Below are 17576 nucleotides of genomic sequence, written 5' to 3'. Positions count from 1 at the left end.
ATACGAAAAATGCAATTTAAAACATTAAGCCTCGGTTTAGCAGTCGCGTTAGCAAGTTCAGTAACTTTGGCAGCGCCTGTAGATTATAAAATTGACCCAACGCATACAGCGACTGTGTTCAGCTGGAATCACTTTGGTTTTTCTACACCAAGTGCAAACTTCACTGACATCCAGGGTGTGATTAAGGTCGATAATGCAAAACCTGCAAATTCATCAGTTGAAGTTACGATTCCTTTAAGCAGCGTAAATACCAATGTTCCTGCTTTAGATAAAGAATTTCAGGAAGAAGCATGGTTTAATGCTGCAAAATATCCAAACATTACTTTCAAAAGTACCAAAGTAGAAACCAAAGACAAAAAGCACTTTAAAATTACAGGTGATTTGACTGTTAAAGGTGTGACTAAGCCTGTGGTATTAGATGCCGTGTTAAATAAACAAGGCGAGCACCCAATGGCAAAAGTACCTGCAATTGGCTTTAATGCGACCACTAGCTTTAACCGTTCAGCATTTGGTATCGGAAATTATGTGCCTAACGTGGGTGACAAGATCACTGTAAATATTACAACCGAAGCAACTGCTGCAAAATAATATCGGAATTTAACAAAAAAGCCTGAATGATCAGCTCATTCGGGCTTTTTTATTTGCTTATTATTTTTTATTTATTAATATACTAATATTTTATTTTTATCAGAATACTAATTTTTATGCAAACTCGTCACGTTTAACTGTGCTTTATCTTAGAGCGACGTTTGGATTGATAAATATAACGAATTGAATCGACCACTTCACCCACGAAAATACATTCTTCATCTAAGGGAATAATATTGGGTTTAAACTCTGGATTCAGCGCCTGTAAATATCTTGAATTATCGGTTTCGATCACCAGTTTTTTAAAGGTTGCATCTTCATGTTTTCTAACCACAATCATGTCACCCGACTGCATGTCACTATACTGGACTGTTGGGTCAACTAGAATATAATCTCCTTCATGAAATACTGGATAATTACTTAAGCCTTGAACTTTAAGGTAAAAGCACTCATCACAATCATCGGGTAGCGGGAGCCATTCTTCAACTTGAGTCATATCAACAGCTTGTACATTGGTAAAAATACCTGCTTGTACCCATGACAAGACAGGTGCCATCTTGGCCTGAACGGGCGAAATATTAATAGAATGTTCAGGTTGTGTTGGATCTAGTTCAGCCTGACCTTCGCCTGTTTGTAGCCAATAAGCATCCACACCTAAAAATTTGGCAATAGAGGGTAGATGAGAAGACGAACTGACCAATCCTGTTTCTAATTGACTTAAAGCGGATTGGGTAATCCCCACAGCAGCAACCACATCTTTTTGAGACTTCTTCGCTCTTTTTCTAGCTTCTTTGAGCCTATCTTTTAGCATTTCAATCGACCTCAAATTCATTGAATTCAGAATATTAGCAAACTAATGTGAAGTCAAATTAGTATACTTATTGATTTAATATTAGTTTGCTAATATTATGGGTGTGTTATCTAAATTTCAATGTTGGAGGTAGAGTATGAATAAGGCAATTAACCCAAACATGCATATCAAACAAAACTTAAATGCTGAAATTGAAGCTTGGCTGGCGAAAGGCAATGCAATCACGACGATTCAAAGTAAATTTCAAGCACGAAGAGTGGAATACAGCAAAAAACTAAAAGCGATGCGACTGGAAGATGAGCAGAAACAATTAAAAAAACAAAAGCGTATCGAAAATCAGGCAACCGAACAACAAATCACAACGCTTAGCAGCTGGCTCAATGAACATAAGGGACGAGCCAAGGCTTTGGTCGGAGTTCTCGGTTGTGCGCATAGTTATATTTCTCAAATCAAGAGCTTTACCCGACCGTGTAGCAAGGCTCGATTTGAAGAAATTAAGCAGGCTATGCAATGTGTAGAACAAGGAGAAAAATATCATTAAAGCGCATTTCAAAAGTTAATTAGTGCTGCGTTATGCAGTAAGTAAAGTCATTGGATGCAGAAGCAAGCATGAAAATGATGATTCAAATTGGCAGAAGATCTATCACTTTATGGACAACATAGATCAAGCCAGAAAAATAAATAATGAGATGAGGTGAAAAGATGAATGCAATGGTGACTAAGTTTGAAAAATTTGAGTGGTTAACACACGGTTTAACTGTACGTTCTTCAGGATTTGATCCCTATGTGCGTGGTACAGGTGAGCGTTTAAACTATCAGGATCGTTTGGGTGCAATTGCTGCGATGGATACACAGTTGGCGAAGTCTGTAACTGCGTTAATTGTATTTGAAAATAAAACCGCCAGTGATTATGAATATGTTCGTCAGCATTTGGCTGATATTTTTATTGCACAGGCCGTAAGAGATAGGAAGCGTGAACCAGAACGCATTGCAATGTATCACTTGGCCTGGTTGGTGGCACGAATGGTTTTAGACTTCGTTTTAGACCCTGAGGTGGAAGAAAATTACACTGCGAAAGGGCGCTTGGCGTATGCAGGAATTCATCGTCATCAGCTCAATGTAGAGAGCTATAGAAAAACTTGGAAAGCTTATGAAAATCTAATGGTTAAAACACTTGAAGCGGTAATTGAAGAAGCTGAAATTGTGATTGAACAATATCGAAAAAATACTTACAAAAATATGCATAACTAAGGATTCCATTATTTCGGAAAGCACGCTATAGTTTTACTATACTGGTCGTATTAAATATGACAAAACTGAAAAGCTCATCAACAGATGGGCTTTTTTGTTGCCTAAAGAAAACTCGGTACCGTAATGGAGACCGAGTTTTTTTATATCTAAAACCTGAAAAAGGTTTGAAATTTATAAAGAATTCGAGGTGATTAAAGATGAATAGTATCAACAATACAAATAATATTCCGTATTTAGATCAAGGCGTAACGCATTTTTCTCCTGCCTATATTGTCCCATCTAGCATGAAAATGACGCCAGATGCGGTTGGGGTGACCTTGATGGAATCTAACCCGTATCTAGGTTCATTAAAAGTTATTGATGATATGCAGGAGCCCACATTGACTTACGATGATTATCAATTAATTGAGCCACGGAATATGCTTGCTGTGACGGAGGCCAAGTTTATACCAGATATGACTGCATTCCGTCCTGCAAACATGCAAGGAATGATCGAGCCTCTACAGGCAGATCGTGACTATAAAATTATGATTGGTGAGCAGGCTGAAACCCTGATTCTTTTTAAGAATGATCATGATCATGTCACGCTCAGTATTGAGGGTAAACGAGTGGCGATGTTCAGTAGTATATCGCTGCCGATCACCCTGAATGATTTTAATAAAATCGAGAATCTAGTGATTCGGGTAACAGCAAACACTGTACAGTTATTAAAAATCAATGATAAGACCGTTCATGCACAGGCCTATCAGTTAGATAAGGATTTTGATCATGTATTGCTGGAAGCCACTGAATTGCCTTATGACCTTTCGAATGTATTTATCCAGTTGGGATGGGCCAGTCAACTGACCAATGCGCCATTTTTATCTGCCTATTTTCAGGCATGTCAGGGTAAATTTTCGTTGAGCAACTCAAATGCACCACATCATGCTTTTATGCTTGCCGGACTTGCGCATCAACCCGAAAAAAGGCGGATTGCTGATCAGGTTAAACAGGGATTTGTCATTTACAGTTTGTTTGTGGATGAGAAGTTTACGGTGATATTAGGGGATTATGGCAGTATGGATAACGTCACCTTTATGCAAGATGAGCCTTGTTTAAATCCAGTTGCCACTTTTGAAATTACGGGAAAACATTCCATGAATGTTTATATCGATGAAAAATGGGTCGGGAGTTGGATTTCAAGTCATGGATTGGAATTACCAGAATTTTATCAAGTCATTGCACTGGATGGGATGACTCAACTGGATTTTGATTTAAGGGGAGCATATGCAGCAGTGGGAGAAGAGATCTGTGCTGTAAATACAAACAATGCAAAAACTTATAACTCAGTGCATAAATACAAGGTTTCGCCTAAGCGAATGAGAACAGACCACTATTTACCTTTTTACCATTCGCAGCGTTTGCCGCTTTACCCACTGTGATTTATTAAATGAGTCGGCCTCCCACACGGGAGGTTTTTTTATAGATAAAACATTTGATGTGATAGGGAGTGAATAACAAGAGTGATGACTGCAACAAGAATAAGTCGGCTGTTTTATAAAACTATCGTATTTAAATAATGCCCTGTATTTCTCAGGGCTTTTCTTTTTGGAGGAGGAAAATGGTAGATCTCGTTTCAGCGGGTGCAGATATTGCAGCCGCCATAAAATCCTATGGTGTGTTTTTTATTGTCTTGATGGCGCTAACTTTCATGCTTTTGGCCTGGATTGTTGTTGTGATGACACGGTTGCCAAAATCTAGGCGTGAGTGGGTGGTTTCATTAATTTCTACTTCGGTCGGCAGTATTGCCGGCGGTGGTTTTGTGATTCAGCATTTTGACTTGCAAGACTGGAGTAAGAATATGTTTGGTGCATTCGCCCTTGGTGGCTTGTATTTCCTTTGTGGCTTACCTGTGTGGGCACTCATTCGCTGGACTTTTAATTACATCAATGCAAGAGAGGATTCAACGATTCTAGATGTTGCAAGAGAAGTGAAGGACTTTAAAGACAAATTCTAACAACACAATTCAATCAACTACCGCCTCAAGGCGGTTTTTTATTTTTATAAGGAAAAAATCATGACAATAATTCAAAACGGTTTCGATATTTTACGTGAAGCTTTTGGAAAACTTACTCAGCCTCAAGTGGATGGAATTAATTTTCTTGTTTCTGTTTTAGAGGAACATCAGGAGCTGAGTCGGGTGCAAGCGGCCTATATTTTGGCAACGGCTTGGCATGAAACTGCGAAAACCATGCAACCTGTCATTGAGTACGGTTCTGAAAAATATCTGAAATCTAAGCAATATTATCCCTACATTGGATATGGCTATGTGCAGCTCACATGGTTGTCCAACTATAAGCGTATGGGCGATTACTTAAAAATTGATTTAGTCAAAAATCCAAAACTTGCTTTACAGGCTGACATCGCGGCACGGGTCATGATTGTTGGCATGAAAAAGGGTATGTTTACAGGTAAAAGACTTTCTGACTACTTCAATCAACATAAAAAGGATTATGTAGGTGCACGTTACATTGTCAATGGAACAGATAAAGCTGACCTTATCGCAGGCTATGCTGAAATCTTTGAAAAGGCTTTAGAAGTTTCTGAGGAGCTTGTTTGTCATTAAGTGACTGCACCAATGTATTCACTTTAAAATTCTATCATCATCTATGAGCGCTCAGCTTTATCTAAGGCTGAGCGCTAAAGCTATTATGCAGTTGCATTAAATGCTTCTGCATACACTACATTACCGTGAGGCATTTTTTCGGTGAAAGAAAGCGTCTGGAAATATTCTGCGGGAACACCTTGTAAAACAAGTTCTGGCTTCGCTTTAAAGCCGAAGCGGGCATAATATTCTGGATCGCCGAGTAGAACACAGCCAGCAGCCTTTAATGTTTTCAGCTTTTCTAAACCTGTATGGATCAGTTGAGAGCCAACCCCTTGATTTTGAAATTCAGGTTGTACAGAAACAGGCCCTAATCCGTACCAATCGGTTGTTCCATCCGAGATAGAAACAGGAGAAAACGCAATATGCCCAATGATTTGGCCTTCATATTCAGCGACTAGCGATACGGTCAATTGCTGAGAATCGCGTAAAGCATTCACAATAAATTGCTCTGTATGACTCGAATATTCTATATCTTTGAAAGCCGCTTGAGTGAGTTTAAAAATATTGGGAATGTCAGATGGTTGTTCATTTCGAATAGATATATTCATTATGATCTCTTGCTAATTTTAGTACCAAAAATCTTCAGCTTTATTTGAGCTGGATTAATTTGGTAATTGGTACAAAATAGCTTAAAGAGAATAGTTAAAAAATCAATAAGGTGCTACAGCTATAAGGTTTCAGAAAGTATTTTATTTCTTAGAATGTTTTTCTTTAAGATGTAAATAAGCGGGGATCGATTTCTTGGCCTGTCGACGTAGCATCATTTTAATATAAAGCACAATCGCAAAGCAGGCGGTCGCAACCGTCAGCATCAAGCCATTCATATAACTCATGACTGAGCTGACATAACCTATCGTGGCTAAGCGGCGTTGCATTCGTTCAACCTGAGTACTGGATTCAACACCGGTAATCGCCCAGGTACATAAGTGTTCACAGTTATTGATAATTAAATGATAGTGATTTTCATGCATGCGTGAGCGCATACGCCGTACCACCGCTTTAGCTTTATAGCGCGGAGATGGGTAATGTCGAGTATAGATCGGTTTGCCACGTGCGAAACGCTGGATTGAAGTCATTTCGATCGGATGCTTTTTAAAAATATGAGCAAAACCAGAATAATGAATGACCCGACCGCGACCCGCATAGATCCCGTGATGGCTATAACCAAAGTGTTTGACGATCAGATGCGCGCCAAGGGAGAAATGTTGATGTTTGTGCTGCATGTTGATACAAGATTATTGTATTTACTTCCTTATTTTACTCAAAAACAGTGAACCAATCGAGTCTATTTCTCAGCTCAACCCAAGGAATATGTGTCTGGATTGTATCTGCTGTTTTCTCCCTATAAAAAGTTATGGGAAAATTGAGTAAGGAATTTGCTTTAAGAAATATGAATGATGAAAAAATGGTGGTTAGCAGTCTGTACTTTTGCTTTTATGCCAATGGCTTATGCGATGCAACATCAAACAATCACCGTTGATAAGGTGAACTATGATGTGATTCAGGTTGAGCATTTAAACCAGCTGAAATTATTTTTAAAAAATCCCAATACGGGGCGTTATTATCAGAAGTTCTCCAATATTCAGAAAGAATTACCAACTTGCAAACAATTAAGTTTTGCCATGAATGGTGGTATGTATCATGCCGATTTTCAGCCCGTGGGTTTATATATCGAGCAGGGCAAGGAAACGGCAAAATTAAATCAGGCGAAAGGTTTTGGTAATTTCTTTATGCAGCCGAATGGGGTGGTCGCGTGGAATGAGCAGCGTGCAATAATCAAAACAACGGCTGATTATAAGGAGAGTGGTTTTAATGCTAAATTTGCAACACAATCCGGGCCGATGTTGCTCTATAAGGGCAAGATCAATCGCCAGTTCATTCCTGATTCAAATTCTTTAAAGATCAGAAATGGTGTCGGGGTTAAAGATAATCAGCTTTACTTTGTGATTTCACAGCAGCGGGTAAGTTTTTATCAATTTGCCCAATTCTTTAAGCAACAACTAAAAGTGGATAATGCACTGTATCTGGATGGTTCAATTTCGAGTTTATATCTGGCGCAAAATAAACGTCACGATAAAGCCTTTAATTTAGGTCCAATCGTTGCGGAAGTAGTGGATAAAGCGGGATGTCATTGAAACTCGAGCCTAACCTCCTGATGTAAAGAGGTTAGGCCAAGCTTGTTTTTTATTGGATTGGAGGTTTGATCAGCGCAAGTAATTCTTTGCGGCTGTAGCCTCGAGAAATCAGTACTTTCTTAATGCCTTTAATGACATCTTCATCTGTTGCTTTGACTAAAGCATCGAGTAGCTGTTCATTGGTTTTGCAAGAACAATCGTTTTCAACGCAAGAAGTTTGATTCTTGTGTTCGTTATATTGTTCGTCTGCATTGAACAATTTTTGCCAAAAACTCATAGAGCCTTCATTTACAACCTAACATAGCTCGAAATATAGCCACTTTAAAATAAAATACAAGTCAGCTTAAGTGATAAAAGCAGCAGTTGAACCTCAATTTTTTCGATAACTCTTCTCATCTCAAACGAAATTATGACGGTATGATGACTTGACCTTTGAAAATTATCACTTTTTTATCAATATACTTTGAGCGAAAATAAAGGGTTATTGAAACCCTTTATTAATTATTGTTACGTTGAAATAATTTGTTTAAATCTTTTCAAGTAAAACGCCTGACTCAACATGATGAGTAAAAGGGAACTGATCGAACATTGCGAACTTCACAATTCGATGGGTTTGGGTCAGTGTGTTGAGGTTGTCATGTAAGGTATCTGGATTACATGAGATATAGAGAATACGCTCGAATCCTTGTAGAAGTTTCAGCGTTTCATCATCAATTCCTGCACGTGGCGGATCGACGAAAACCGTGTCAAAGTCATAGCTTTGAATGTCGATATTGGCTTCTTGCAAGCGTCTAAATTCACGTTCGCCCTGATAAGCCTGAGTAAATTCTTCCGCAGATAAACGTGCAACCTGAATATTTTCAATCTGGTTTTGCTCAATATTCCATTGCGCTGCATAAACCGAAGATTTTGCCAGCTCAGTGGCAAGGACACGTTTAAATTTCAAAGACAATGGCAGGGTAAAGTTGCCGTTACCACAATACAATTCTAAAAGATCTTTTTGAGATCCCTGTGCTGCATCACAAGCCCATTCCAGCATATGTTGACAGACTTGTGCATTTGGCTGGGTAAAACTACTTTCAATTTGTTTGTATTTAAAAGTACGGCCATGAACATTCAACTGTTCAACCACATAGTCTTCGCCAATAATAACTTTTTGACCACGGCTACGGCCCATAATTTTAATATTCAGCTTTTCTGCTAACGCTTTAGCCGCTGTTTCCCATTCTTCATCCAGTTTACGATGATAAATCAGCGTAACCAGCATTTCTCCGCTTAATGTAGCAAGAAAGTCCGCTTCAAAAATACGTTGCGACAAAACAGGGACTGCTTTTAATTCTTCTAACAGACGAGACATCAAGTCATTAATGCTTTGATCTGCAATAGGAAACTCATCCACACGAACAACTTCTTTTTGCTTACCATCTTCAGCACGTTCAAACATGGCATAGAACATATCGTCTTCTGTATGCCAGATACGAAATTCGGCACGCATACGGAAATGTTGTTCTGGTGATTGAAACACTTCTAAAGCTGGTGGATTGAACGGAGCAAATTGTGCGGTGATTCGTTCAACTTTCTCTTGAAGTTGCTGCTGGTAAGATACGGTCATAAACAAGAAAACTATAGGTGAAATCTAAACAGGAATGGTATCAAAAAAAGTGCTACAAGGTGCAGGGAAATTATCAAATTTGCTTATTTGTAAGATGGTTCCTGATTCAGAACATTTTCAATAAATATCGATTTAAGCTCACGATATTGTTGTGGTGAGAAACCTGAACATCTTTGTTTGAGCTGATTGTATTGCTGGACTAGGTCTGGATGATGTCGCAATTGATCTCGGAAGATGAGAAAGTTTTTAAATTCTGAGCCAGTCACAACGATTTGCAATGCGACATCATGTTCTGAGGACTCAAGCATACACAGCTCTTGTGTGCGTAAAGTATCAAGTTTTTCCTTAAAATTAAGATGTTTAAGCTGTTCAATGGTCAGCACAAAATCTTTTGCTGATACTTCGATATAAATATCTAAATCGCCTTTTGAAATCGCATTGGGTATAGCTGAGGAACCGATATGTTCAATCACGGCAAAAGGGATAAACTGCTCGATCTTGTTTTTATAATCTTCGAAAAGCCGAGTGCAAGTCGGCTAATATTCTGTAGACAAAAAGAACTACATCAAAAGCGTCTCATTTTATTCTTGATGTTATGTGCTTCAAAATAATAAAAAACCCGAACCATGTAAACATGATTCGGGTCATTGATAGATTCAGTATTTCTCGGAAAGGAGAATATTAGTCTTCAGATAAGGTCATCAAGCTTGCGTTACCGCCAGCTGCTGCTGTATTCACGCTGATTGCGCGTTCAATCACAAGACGTTCTAACGGAATTTGCTCATTGGCTTGAAGCTGAGTAATGCCAACAATTGCGCCTGAGCGGGCAGCAACTTTAGTTTGCAAATCTTGTAACTGTTCAACAGAACCATGATGAAGCACGGCATCAAAGGCATCTTTTTCAACACTTGAGATGACAGTGATCGCATCTAAAACATCTTTTGGTAAAGACGCTTTGTGTTTCACCAAGAATGCATTGTCTTTTAACACAGCTGCTGTACTGCTCACTGCGAAAATCGCAAGCAATTGTTGAAGCTGACTTGCATCATCATTGGCAATTGAAAGCACACGATGACGAGGCAGGATAATGTACTGGTTACTTTCGCCAGTCGGGCCTTGCAACTCGTAGAATTTACCTACACCAAATGCTGGAATTGTAGGTACTGCTTGAGCCATGTGTTGTTTCGCCCAAGCCATCAAGCTTTGGTAAGCAACATTTGATACCGCATCAAAGTTAGAGATTTCAGCTTTCACCGCAAATGGAGTCGCCAATACTTTCTCTGAACAATGTTCCATCAAGCGGTACATATAAAGTGGACCACCAGCTTTCGGACCAGTACCAGACAAGCCTTCACCACCAAATGGTTGTACGCCTACCACTGCACCAACGATATTACGGTTAATATATAAGTTGCCCACTTCCGCACGTTGAATAACCGTATTAATGGTTTCATCGATACGGGTATGTAGACCCATGGTCAAGCCGTAACCTTTTGCATTGATACGATCGATCAGCTGCTCAAGCTCACCGTATTTATACGTGATGATGTGGAGTACAGGGCCAAATACTTCACGCTCAAGGTCATCAAGGTTTGGTAATTCGATTGCTGTTGGTGGAACAAAAGTACCTTGTGCAAGTGCCTGTTGGCTTGCAGCATTGTTAAACATCAATTGATGAACAGGGTAACCCTTAGATTGCATCTTTTGAATGTGCGTATCGATGGTTTGTTTCGCTTCAGTATCGATGACAGGGCCAATGTCAGTTTTTAAGATCGCTGGGTTACCTACGATCAACTGTTGCATTGCACCTTTCAGCATTTTAATAACGGTTGCAGCGCTGTCTTCTTGTACACATAAGATACGAAGTGCAGAACAACGTTGACCAGCACTGTCGAATGCAGAACTGACAACATCGAGAACCACTTGTTCAGTGAGTGCAGAAGAATCGACGATCATCGCATTCTGACCACCTGTTTCCGCGATTAACGGAATTGGTTGACCATTTGGAGATAAACGTTTTGCCACAGTCTTTTGCAAGATTTTGGCAACTTCAGTCGAACCCGTAAACATGATGCCCTGGATGCGGTCATCTTGGCTCAATTGAGCACCAACTGTTTCACCGCGACCTGGAAGAAGTTGAACAACGCCGTGTGGCACGCCAGCTTCCCAAAGCATTTGTACGGCTTGAGCTGCAATTAAAGGGGTTTGTTCAGCTGGTTTTGCAATAACACAGTTACCGCTCACTAATGCCGCTGCAATCTGACCAGAGAAAATCGCAAGAGGGAAGTTCCATGGGCTAATACACAATACAGTACCTAATGGCTTCACTTGTGCATTGGCAGGCAGGTTTTCAATTTGAGTTGCGTAGTAACGTAAGAAATCTACTGCTTCACGAACTTCTGCAATCGCATTGGCATAAGTTTTACCACTTTCGCGGCAAAGTAAAACCATAAGCTCCTGAATACGAGCTTCCATTAAGTCAGCCGCACGCTTTAAGCAAGCAGCACGTTCAACTTTATCGGTTGCAGCCCAGCTTTGTTCAGCTTGTACTGCAGCTTCTAATGCCAGTTGTACATCAGCGCTGGTTGCTTCGTTAACATAGCCCACAACTTCGCTGTTTTGTGCAGGGTTTGTAATTGCAAGTGCATTACTTTGCTCATGAACCGTTGATTCAAAACCAAGTAATGGGGCGCTTTTCCAAATCTGGCTACGTAGCTTTTGTGCAGTCGCATCCAAATCTGCTAATGGTTGATCGTTATTGAGATCAAAACCACTTGAGTTTGGACGTAATGGATAAAGATCATGCGGAAGTGGAATTGCAGGGTGTTTTAAACCAAGCTGGCCTTCATCTTTCGCTGAAGTCTCGATGTCTTTGATTGGAGACTGAATGAGGTCTTCAACTTTTAAAGTCTTATCTGCAATACGGTTTACGAATGAGGTGTTGGCACCATTTTCAAGTAAACGACGAACCAAGTAAGCCAATAATGTTTCATGGTTACCTACAGGTGCGTAAACACGACATGGAACACCAAGTTTATTGTCTTCTTTAGAACCTACCACTTGCTCGTACAATGGCTCACCCATACCGTGTAAGCATTGGAACTCGTATTGACCTGGGTAATATTTGCTTGGATCTGCAAGATTGTAAATCGTTGCAAGCGATTGCGCGTTGTGTGTCGCAAACTGCGGATACACTTGATCTGGTGCAGCAAGTAATTTTTTCGCACATGCAATGTAAGACAAATCCGTGTGAACTTTACGTGTAAACACAGGGTAGTCGGTCATACCATCAATTTGCGCTTTCTTGATTTCGCTGTCCCAATACGCACCTTTCACCAAACGGATCATTAGGCGTTTGTTACTGCGTTTTGCAAGATCAACGATATAATCAACAACGTAGAAACAACGTTTTTGGTAAGCCTGAATAACGAAACCAATGCCTTTCCAATCTGCAAGTTTTGGTTCAAAACACAAGCGTTCAAGCAATTCGAGTGAAATTTCCAGACGTTCAGATTCTTCAGCATCGATGTTTAAACCGATATCGTATTGTTTTGCCAAGCACGCGAGTTCAAAAACCTTATTGTAAAGTTCATGATGAACACGGTCGATTTGCGCACGTTGGTAACGTGGGTGCAATGCAGAAAGCTTGATTGAGATACCCGGGCCGTCATAGACACCACGACCATTCGATGCTTTACCAATGGCATGGATTGCTTGAGTATAGTCGTTGTAATAACGCTCAGCATCATGTTCAGTTAGGGCAGCTTCACCCAACATGTCGTATGAGTAGCGGAAACCTTTGTGCTCAAATGGTTTAGCATGTTCAAGCGCTTCACCAATGGTTTCGCCAGTCACGAATTGCTCGCCCATCATACGCATTGCAACGTCAACGGCTTTACGGATAATACCGCGACCACTGCGTGCCAATAGGCCAGTTAAAACACTTGATAAACTGGTTTGCTTCGGTGTTTCCATGAGCTTACCAGTTAACATTAAACCCCAAGCAGCGGCATTGACGAACATCAGGTTACTTTGACCAACGTGTTCTTTCCAGTTGCCTTGGTTGATTTTGTCGCGAATCAATAAATCACGTGTTGCTGTATCTGGAATACGAAGCAATGCTTCTGCCAAACACATGAGTGCGACACCTTCTTGTGAAGAAAGCGAGAATTCTTGAAGTAAACCTTGAACGATCCCAGCTTTACCCGCTGAACTTTTACGCTCACGTAAGTTGTGCGCTAAGCTAAATGCAAGCTCATAAATTTTATGGTCAAGTTCAGGAGAGATGTTGGCTGCTTCAGCAAGTACAGCGACTGCTTCAGGCTCTGCACGGCGCCATGCCGTATTGATGCGTTGCTCAAACTCACTTTTTTCTTTAAATTCGGTAATATAACCGTCTGCGTGAGCTGTATCCATTTGTGCGGGAGTATCCAATGTATTCATGCTAAATTCCAATAACAATCTCTAAAATATATTGAGCAGAGAGGTTTAGATAATTTATCATTACAGAATAAATCCCGAGTAACTCACTATAATTTGCTTATTTTTTAGAGGAAAATTCAGTTGAATGGCCCTATTTATACCTTAGATCGAACTGATCTGAAAATTCTGGATATTCTTCAAGCAGATGGAAGAATTTCTAACAGTAAATTAGCAGAACTCGTGAACCTTTCACCGACTGCGGTGATGGCGCGTGTGCAGAAGTTGACGAAGGATGAGTTTATCTTGGGTTATGAGGCAAAACTCAATCCGAATAAGCTCAACGCCAATTTTCTGGTCTTTGTGGAAGTGCTACTCGATAAGACCACACCGCATGTGCTGGATGATTTTATTGACGCAGTCACGCAATATCCAGAAATTGTGGAATGTCATATGGTCAGTGGTGGTTTTGATTTTCTGATTAAACTGCGTAGTGCGGGTATGGAGGAGTTTCGTCGTATTGCAGGGCAGATTTTATGGCAACTGCCTGGGGTCAAGGAAACACGTAGTTATCCTGTAATGCAGGTGGTGAAAGACAGTTCGAAAATAAAAATTAAATCACGCACAAAATTTTAAATAAAAAAAGGGGCCCGAAAGCCCCTTAAATTTTTCAGCAAAATTATTTCATTTCGCGTGCATAAATTTCATCAGCTTGTTCGAAGCGACTTGTTACAGCAGCATTTGGTGCTTTACCTAGTAAGCTCACCACCACGATGCTGATCAAGGCGAAAACGAAGCCTGGAATAATTTCGTAGATGCCAGTGTAACCAAATAAGTTTTTCCAAAGAATAACCGTCACCGCACCAACAACCATACCAGCTAATGCGCCATTCAAGGTCATGCGTTTCCAGAACAATGAAAGAATAATCAATGGACCGAATGCTGCACCAAAACCAGCCCAAGCATACGCAACCAAGCCAAGCACCTTACTTTCAGGGTTTTGTGCAAGGAAAAGCGCAAGCATTGCAACAGCGACAACCATTGAGCGACCGATCCAAACGAGTTCTTTTTGAGATGCGTTTTTACGGATAAAGCCTTTGTACAAATCTTCGGTTAACGCACTTGAACATACCAGTAACTGACAGCTCAACGTACTCATAATTGCAGATAAAATCGCAGCAAGGATCACACCCACAACCCAAGGGTTGAACAAGATTTTAGTGAGTTCCATGAACACAGTTTCAGGGTTAGCTGTTACTGCTGCTGCAAATTCAGGATGCATCTGGAAGTAGGCAATACCGATGAAGCCTGAACCGACTGCACCCGCTAAGCAAAGAATCATCCAGGTCATACCAATACGGCGAGCCGCTGGAATTGATTTCACAGAATCAGCAGCCATGAAGCGTACAAGAATGTGTGGTTGACCAAAATAGCCTAGACCCCAAGCCGCAGCAGAAAGAATCGCAACAACACTCAAGTTGGTCGCAAAGTCAAATGCATGTGGGCGAACACTTTCGATAACGGCAGTAAACTCTTCCATGCCAATGCCTAAAGACATGTAGGTCACGATTGGAAGAAGTAATAATGCGAAAATCATTAAGCCTGCTTGGAAGGTATCTGTCCAACTGATCGCAAGGAAGCCACCGATACAAACATAACCGATTGTTGCAAATGCACCGAGCCACAATGCTGTGCTATACGGCAACTGGAACAAGGTTTCAAACAAACGTGCACCAGCGACCATGCCAGAAGCACAATAAATCGCAAAGAATACAAGAATAATCAATGCAGATGTGACGCGTAGGATTTTCTTCTGGTCATCGAAGCGACCAGTAAAATAATCCGGTAAGGTGAGGGCATTATTTTGCACTTCGGTGTGTACACGTAAACGGCCAGCAACCAGATACCAGTTTAACCATGCACCAATAATCAAACCGATGGCAATCCACGATTCTGATAATCCAGTTAAGTAAATGGCCCCTGGTAAACCCATGAGTAACCAGCCACTCATATCTGATGCGCCTGCGGATAAAGCAGTAACGAAACTGCCTAGACTTCGGCCTCCAAGAATATAATCATCAAGATTTTTGGTAGAAAAATAGGCGTATAAACCGATGCCAAGCATGGCCAGAATATATACCACGAATACAACAACTGTGGGATTCGAAAAATTCATAATGGATGCCTGTCCTTACATATCCATAATTTGCAATCACACCTGAATAGTAAAAAATGAATGACTATTCTTGGGATTGATAAGGTCACAGATTCAAGCATGAATGATTTTTGAAACACTGTTATTTTTATGTATTGTGTTTGTATTGTTTGTGTAATTGTAAATAAGTGTATGAATCTTAATTTTTTTATTCGAAAAAGTGACTTTTTTTTCTCCAAAAAAGTTTTTTGTTTTGATTGAAATTCAACCTAAATGTTTTTAAAAGTTACAAAATAGAAAAACTACAGTTGTAGATTAAATTTTAACTGTTAAAAAGTGAGCAAAAAATTTGACACATGATGTTACAAGCGCAACATTTTAGAGAAAGTCCTTAATAAAAAAATATCAGGTTAAGCAGTTTTGCTAATGAAAAGTAGTTTGAAATATTTCATATTAATTCATTGCACTATAAGGGTGCATTCTCTGAGAGAAATGGAAGTGAATACGGTTCAAGCGGCAACAATAAGAATAGAGCATGATTTGCTGGGTGCAAAAGAAGTTCCAGCAGATTGTTATTATGGAATCCATACTTTACGCGCAATTGAGAATTTTAAAATTTCGTCGCAAAAGGTTGGACAAAATGGCTATTTTATCCGTGCATTGGCGCAAGTTAAAAAAGCCTCGGCACAAACCAATTTAAGTTTTGGAAAATTAACCGAAACTCAAAGTCTAGCGATTCAGCATGCCTGTGATGCCTTAATTACAGAAACAGAAAAATGGCAGGATTCTTTCCCGATCGATATTTATCAGGGTGGTGCTGGGACTTCGATTAATATGAATACCAATGAAGTCATTGCCAATATTGCACTTGAGTTATTAGGTCATCAAAAAGGCCAATATGATGTTATCCATCCCAATGATCATGTCAATAAATCCCAATCGACCAATGATGTTTATCCAACAGCAATTCGACTATCGACTTACTGCTCACTGGATCCCTTGTTTGTGCAAATGGATAAATTGATTACTTCATTTGAAAATAAAGCAGTTGAATTCCGCTATGTCTTAAAAATGGGGCGCACCCAATTACAAGATGCCGTACCTATGACACTTGGGCAAGAGTTTCGTGCCTTTGCAACTCTATTAAAAGAAGACTTGCGATTGATTAAGCGTACCCGTGAATTATTACTCGAAGTGAATCTGGGGGCGACTGCGATTGGTACAGGGGTGAATACACCCAAAGGTTATGCAGCGAAAGTCGTGTCTTGCTTAAAGGAGATTACAGGCTTAAAACTGGTGGGGGCAGAAGACTATGTCGAAGCAACCAGTGATTGTGGTGTCTTTATTATCTTATCAAGTGCGTTAAAACGTCTGGCATGCAAGCTTTCAAAAATCAGTAATGACTTACGTCTGCTAAGTTCTGGGCCACGTACGGGTTTAGGTGAAATTCAATTGCCTGAACTACAGGCGGGTTCTTCAATCATGCCTGCAAAAGTCAATCCAGTCATTCCTGAAGTCGTGAATCAGATTGCATTTAAAGTGATTGGTAATGATCTTACGATTACTTTTGCTGCTGAAGCAGGGCAATTACAGCTAAATGTGATGGAACCTGTGATTGCAATTTCATTAAACGAATCAATTGAGCTATTAACGCATGCTATGCAAAGTCTGGATGAGAAATGTGTGCGGGGGATCAAGGCGCATGAACAGGCTTGTCATGATGCAGTGATGCGTAGTGTTGGAATTATTACCTTGCTTGATCCATTATTGGGTCATGCGCTCTGTGATGAAATTGGTAAGCAATGTATTGCAGAGAATAAAACCATTCAGGATGTGGTCTTAGAGCGAGGTCTACTGACTCAGGCTCAACTTGATGAAATTTTCTCTTTTGAAAATCTGGTTTCAGAGGTGGATGGCATTCCTGTAGATTACGTTGCTTAATGAATGTAATAGTCTCA

At 40.1% G+C, this 17576-nt stretch carries 16 protein-coding genes and 1 pseudogene; 9 read left to right on the top strand and 8 right to left on the bottom strand.

Translation table 11 applies throughout. The features are described 5' to 3' along the window. Window positions 1-9: 9 nt before the first annotated feature. Entirely contained in the window at window positions 10-588 is a 579-nt protein-coding gene (locus EC846_RS05855) for a YceI family protein (protein ID WP_004771813.1), read from the top strand. Between the two features lie 133 nt (window positions 589-721). Here the strand turns inward: EC846_RS05855 and EC846_RS05850 are convergent, their stop codons facing one another. Further along, window positions 722-1399: a LexA family protein gene (locus EC846_RS05850; protein WP_123774518.1), complete on the bottom strand. Its 678-nt coding sequence runs from the start codon at window positions 1397-1399 to the stop codon at window positions 722-724. A 136-nt stretch (window positions 1400-1535) separates the two neighbouring features. On the opposite strand from EC846_RS05850, the gene EC846_RS05845 reads away from it, so the two are divergent. The 5 genes from EC846_RS05845 (at window position 1536) to EC846_RS05825 (ending at window position 5255) form a co-directional block, all read left to right on the top strand. Then, the gene (locus EC846_RS05845; protein ID WP_123774517.1) at window positions 1536-1940 is read left to right on the top strand and encodes a hypothetical protein; all 405 of its coding nucleotides are present in this window, start codon (window positions 1536-1538) and stop codon (window positions 1938-1940) included. A gap of 161 nt (window positions 1941-2101) precedes the next feature. Then, window positions 2102-2650 (top strand): hypothetical protein, encoded by a 549-nt coding sequence (locus EC846_RS05840; RefSeq protein WP_123774516.1) that lies wholly within the window; start codon window positions 2102-2104, stop codon window positions 2648-2650. 197 nt (window positions 2651-2847) lie between these two features. Continuing rightward, entirely contained in the window at window positions 2848-4071 is a 1224-nt protein-coding gene (locus EC846_RS05835; protein WP_123774515.1) for a hypothetical protein, read from the top strand. 179 nt (window positions 4072-4250) lie between these two features. Continuing rightward, a complete protein-coding gene (locus EC846_RS05830) occupies window positions 4251-4646 on the top strand; it encodes a hypothetical protein (protein WP_062846964.1) in 396 nt (131 codons plus the stop codon). Between the two features lie 60 nt (window positions 4647-4706). Further along, window positions 4707-5255, top strand: a complete 549-nt coding sequence (locus tag EC846_RS05825) for a hypothetical protein (RefSeq protein WP_123774514.1) — start codon at window positions 4707-4709, stop codon at window positions 5253-5255. An 83-nt stretch (window positions 5256-5338) separates the two neighbouring features. Here the strand turns inward: EC846_RS05825 and EC846_RS05820 are convergent, their stop codons facing one another. Both EC846_RS05820 and EC846_RS05815 read right to left on the bottom strand, forming a co-directional pair. Beyond that, a complete protein-coding gene (locus EC846_RS05820; protein WP_123774513.1) occupies window positions 5339-5845 on the bottom strand; it encodes a GNAT family N-acetyltransferase in 507 nt (168 codons plus the stop codon). Between the two features lie 141 nt (window positions 5846-5986). Continuing rightward, entirely contained in the window at window positions 5987-6520 is a 534-nt protein-coding gene (locus EC846_RS05815; protein WP_004771824.1) for a lecithin retinol acyltransferase family protein, read from the bottom strand. A gap of 171 nt (window positions 6521-6691) precedes the next feature. Between EC846_RS05815 and EC846_RS05810 the strand changes: the two genes are divergently transcribed. Beyond that, window positions 6692-7432: a phosphodiester glycosidase family protein gene (locus EC846_RS05810; RefSeq protein ID WP_416332311.1), complete on the top strand. Its 741-nt coding sequence runs from the start codon at window positions 6692-6694 to the stop codon at window positions 7430-7432. A 49-nt stretch (window positions 7433-7481) separates the two neighbouring features. On the opposite strand, the gene EC846_RS05805 is transcribed toward EC846_RS05810, so the two are convergent. The 4 genes and pseudogenes from EC846_RS05805 to putA all read right to left on the bottom strand — a co-directional run bounded on the left by EC846_RS05805 (window position 7482) and on the right by putA (window position 13487). Further along, window positions 7482-7709 (bottom strand): hypothetical protein, encoded by a 228-nt coding sequence (locus tag EC846_RS05805; RefSeq protein WP_004771827.1) that lies wholly within the window; start codon window positions 7707-7709, stop codon window positions 7482-7484. A 249-nt stretch (window positions 7710-7958) separates the two neighbouring features. Continuing rightward, window positions 7959-9044 (bottom strand): tRNA (uridine(54)-C5)-methyltransferase TrmA, encoded by a 1086-nt coding sequence (gene trmA / locus EC846_RS05800; protein ID WP_123774512.1) that lies wholly within the window; start codon window positions 9042-9044, stop codon window positions 7959-7961. 83 nt (window positions 9045-9127) lie between these two features. Continuing rightward, window positions 9128-9580 (bottom strand): annotated as a pseudogene (locus tag EC846_RS05795) (GrpB family protein); the annotation flags it as partial. A 145-nt stretch (window positions 9581-9725) separates the two neighbouring features. Further along, window positions 9726-13487, bottom strand: coding sequence for a trifunctional transcriptional regulator/proline dehydrogenase/L-glutamate gamma-semialdehyde dehydrogenase (gene putA / locus EC846_RS05790; protein WP_123774511.1), 3762 nt, complete (start codon window positions 13485-13487; stop codon window positions 9726-9728). A gap of 120 nt (window positions 13488-13607) precedes the next feature. Here putA and EC846_RS05785 point away from each other — a divergent pair, with 120 nt between their 5' ends. Then, a complete protein-coding gene (locus EC846_RS05785; protein ID WP_004771832.1) occupies window positions 13608-14099 on the top strand; it encodes an Lrp/AsnC ligand binding domain-containing protein in 492 nt (163 codons plus the stop codon). A gap of 43 nt (window positions 14100-14142) precedes the next feature. Here the strand turns inward: EC846_RS05785 and putP are convergent, their stop codons facing one another. Beyond that, entirely contained in the window at window positions 14143-15639 is a 1497-nt protein-coding gene (putP, locus tag EC846_RS05780; protein WP_123774510.1) for a sodium/proline symporter PutP, read from the bottom strand. A gap of 471 nt (window positions 15640-16110) precedes the next feature. Between putP and aspA the strand changes: the two genes are divergently transcribed. Next, window positions 16111-17559, top strand: coding sequence for an aspartate ammonia-lyase (gene aspA / locus EC846_RS05775; protein ID WP_123774509.1), 1449 nt, complete (start codon window positions 16111-16113; stop codon window positions 17557-17559). The last annotated feature ends 17 nt before the right edge of the window (window positions 17560-17576 follow it).

Source organism: Acinetobacter sp. BIGb0102 (assembly GCF_003815055.1).
GTDB lineage: Bacteria > Pseudomonadota > Gammaproteobacteria > Pseudomonadales > Moraxellaceae > Acinetobacter > Acinetobacter vivianii.
The sequence above is the reverse complement of the archived record's forward strand: the minus strand, read 5'-3'. Positions and strand labels throughout refer to the sequence as shown.

Coding starts and splice junctions, on each gene's coding strand:
- EC846_RS05855 (WP_004771813.1), top strand. CDS start 10: ATGCAATTTAAAACATTAAGCCTCGGTTTAGCAGTCGCGTTAGCAAGT.
- EC846_RS05850 (WP_123774518.1), bottom strand. CDS start 1,399: ATGCTAAAAGATAGGCTCAAAGAAGCTAGAAAAAGAGCGAAGAAGTCT.
- EC846_RS05845 (WP_123774517.1), top strand. CDS start 1,536: ATGAATAAGGCAATTAACCCAAACATGCATATCAAACAAAACTTAAAT.
- EC846_RS05840 (WP_123774516.1), top strand. CDS start 2,102: ATGAATGCAATGGTGACTAAGTTTGAAAAATTTGAGTGGTTAACACAC.
- EC846_RS05835 (WP_123774515.1), top strand. CDS start 2,848: ATGAATAGTATCAACAATACAAATAATATTCCGTATTTAGATCAAGGC.
- EC846_RS05830 (WP_062846964.1), top strand. CDS start 4,251: ATGGTAGATCTCGTTTCAGCGGGTGCAGATATTGCAGCCGCCATAAAA.
- EC846_RS05825 (WP_123774514.1), top strand. CDS start 4,707: ATGACAATAATTCAAAACGGTTTCGATATTTTACGTGAAGCTTTTGGA.
- EC846_RS05820 (WP_123774513.1), bottom strand. CDS start 5,845: ATGAATATATCTATTCGAAATGAACAACCATCTGACATTCCCAATATT.
- EC846_RS05815 (WP_004771824.1), bottom strand. CDS start 6,520: ATGCAGCACAAACATCAACATTTCTCCCTTGGCGCGCATCTGATCGTC.
- EC846_RS05810 (WP_416332311.1), top strand. CDS start 6,692: ATGATGAAAAAATGGTGGTTAGCAGTCTGTACTTTTGCTTTTATGCCA.
- EC846_RS05805 (WP_004771827.1), bottom strand. CDS start 7,709: ATGAGTTTTTGGCAAAAATTGTTCAATGCAGACGAACAATATAACGAA.
- trmA (WP_123774512.1), bottom strand. CDS start 9,044: ATGACCGTATCTTACCAGCAGCAACTTCAAGAGAAAGTTGAACGAATC.
- putA (WP_123774511.1), bottom strand. CDS start 13,487: ATGAATACATTGGATACTCCCGCACAAATGGATACAGCTCACGCAGAC.
- putP (WP_123774510.1), bottom strand. CDS start 15,639: ATGAATTTTTCGAATCCCACAGTTGTTGTATTCGTGGTATATATTCTG.
- aspA (WP_123774509.1), top strand. CDS start 16,111: ATGGAAGTGAATACGGTTCAAGCGGCAACAATAAGAATAGAGCATGAT.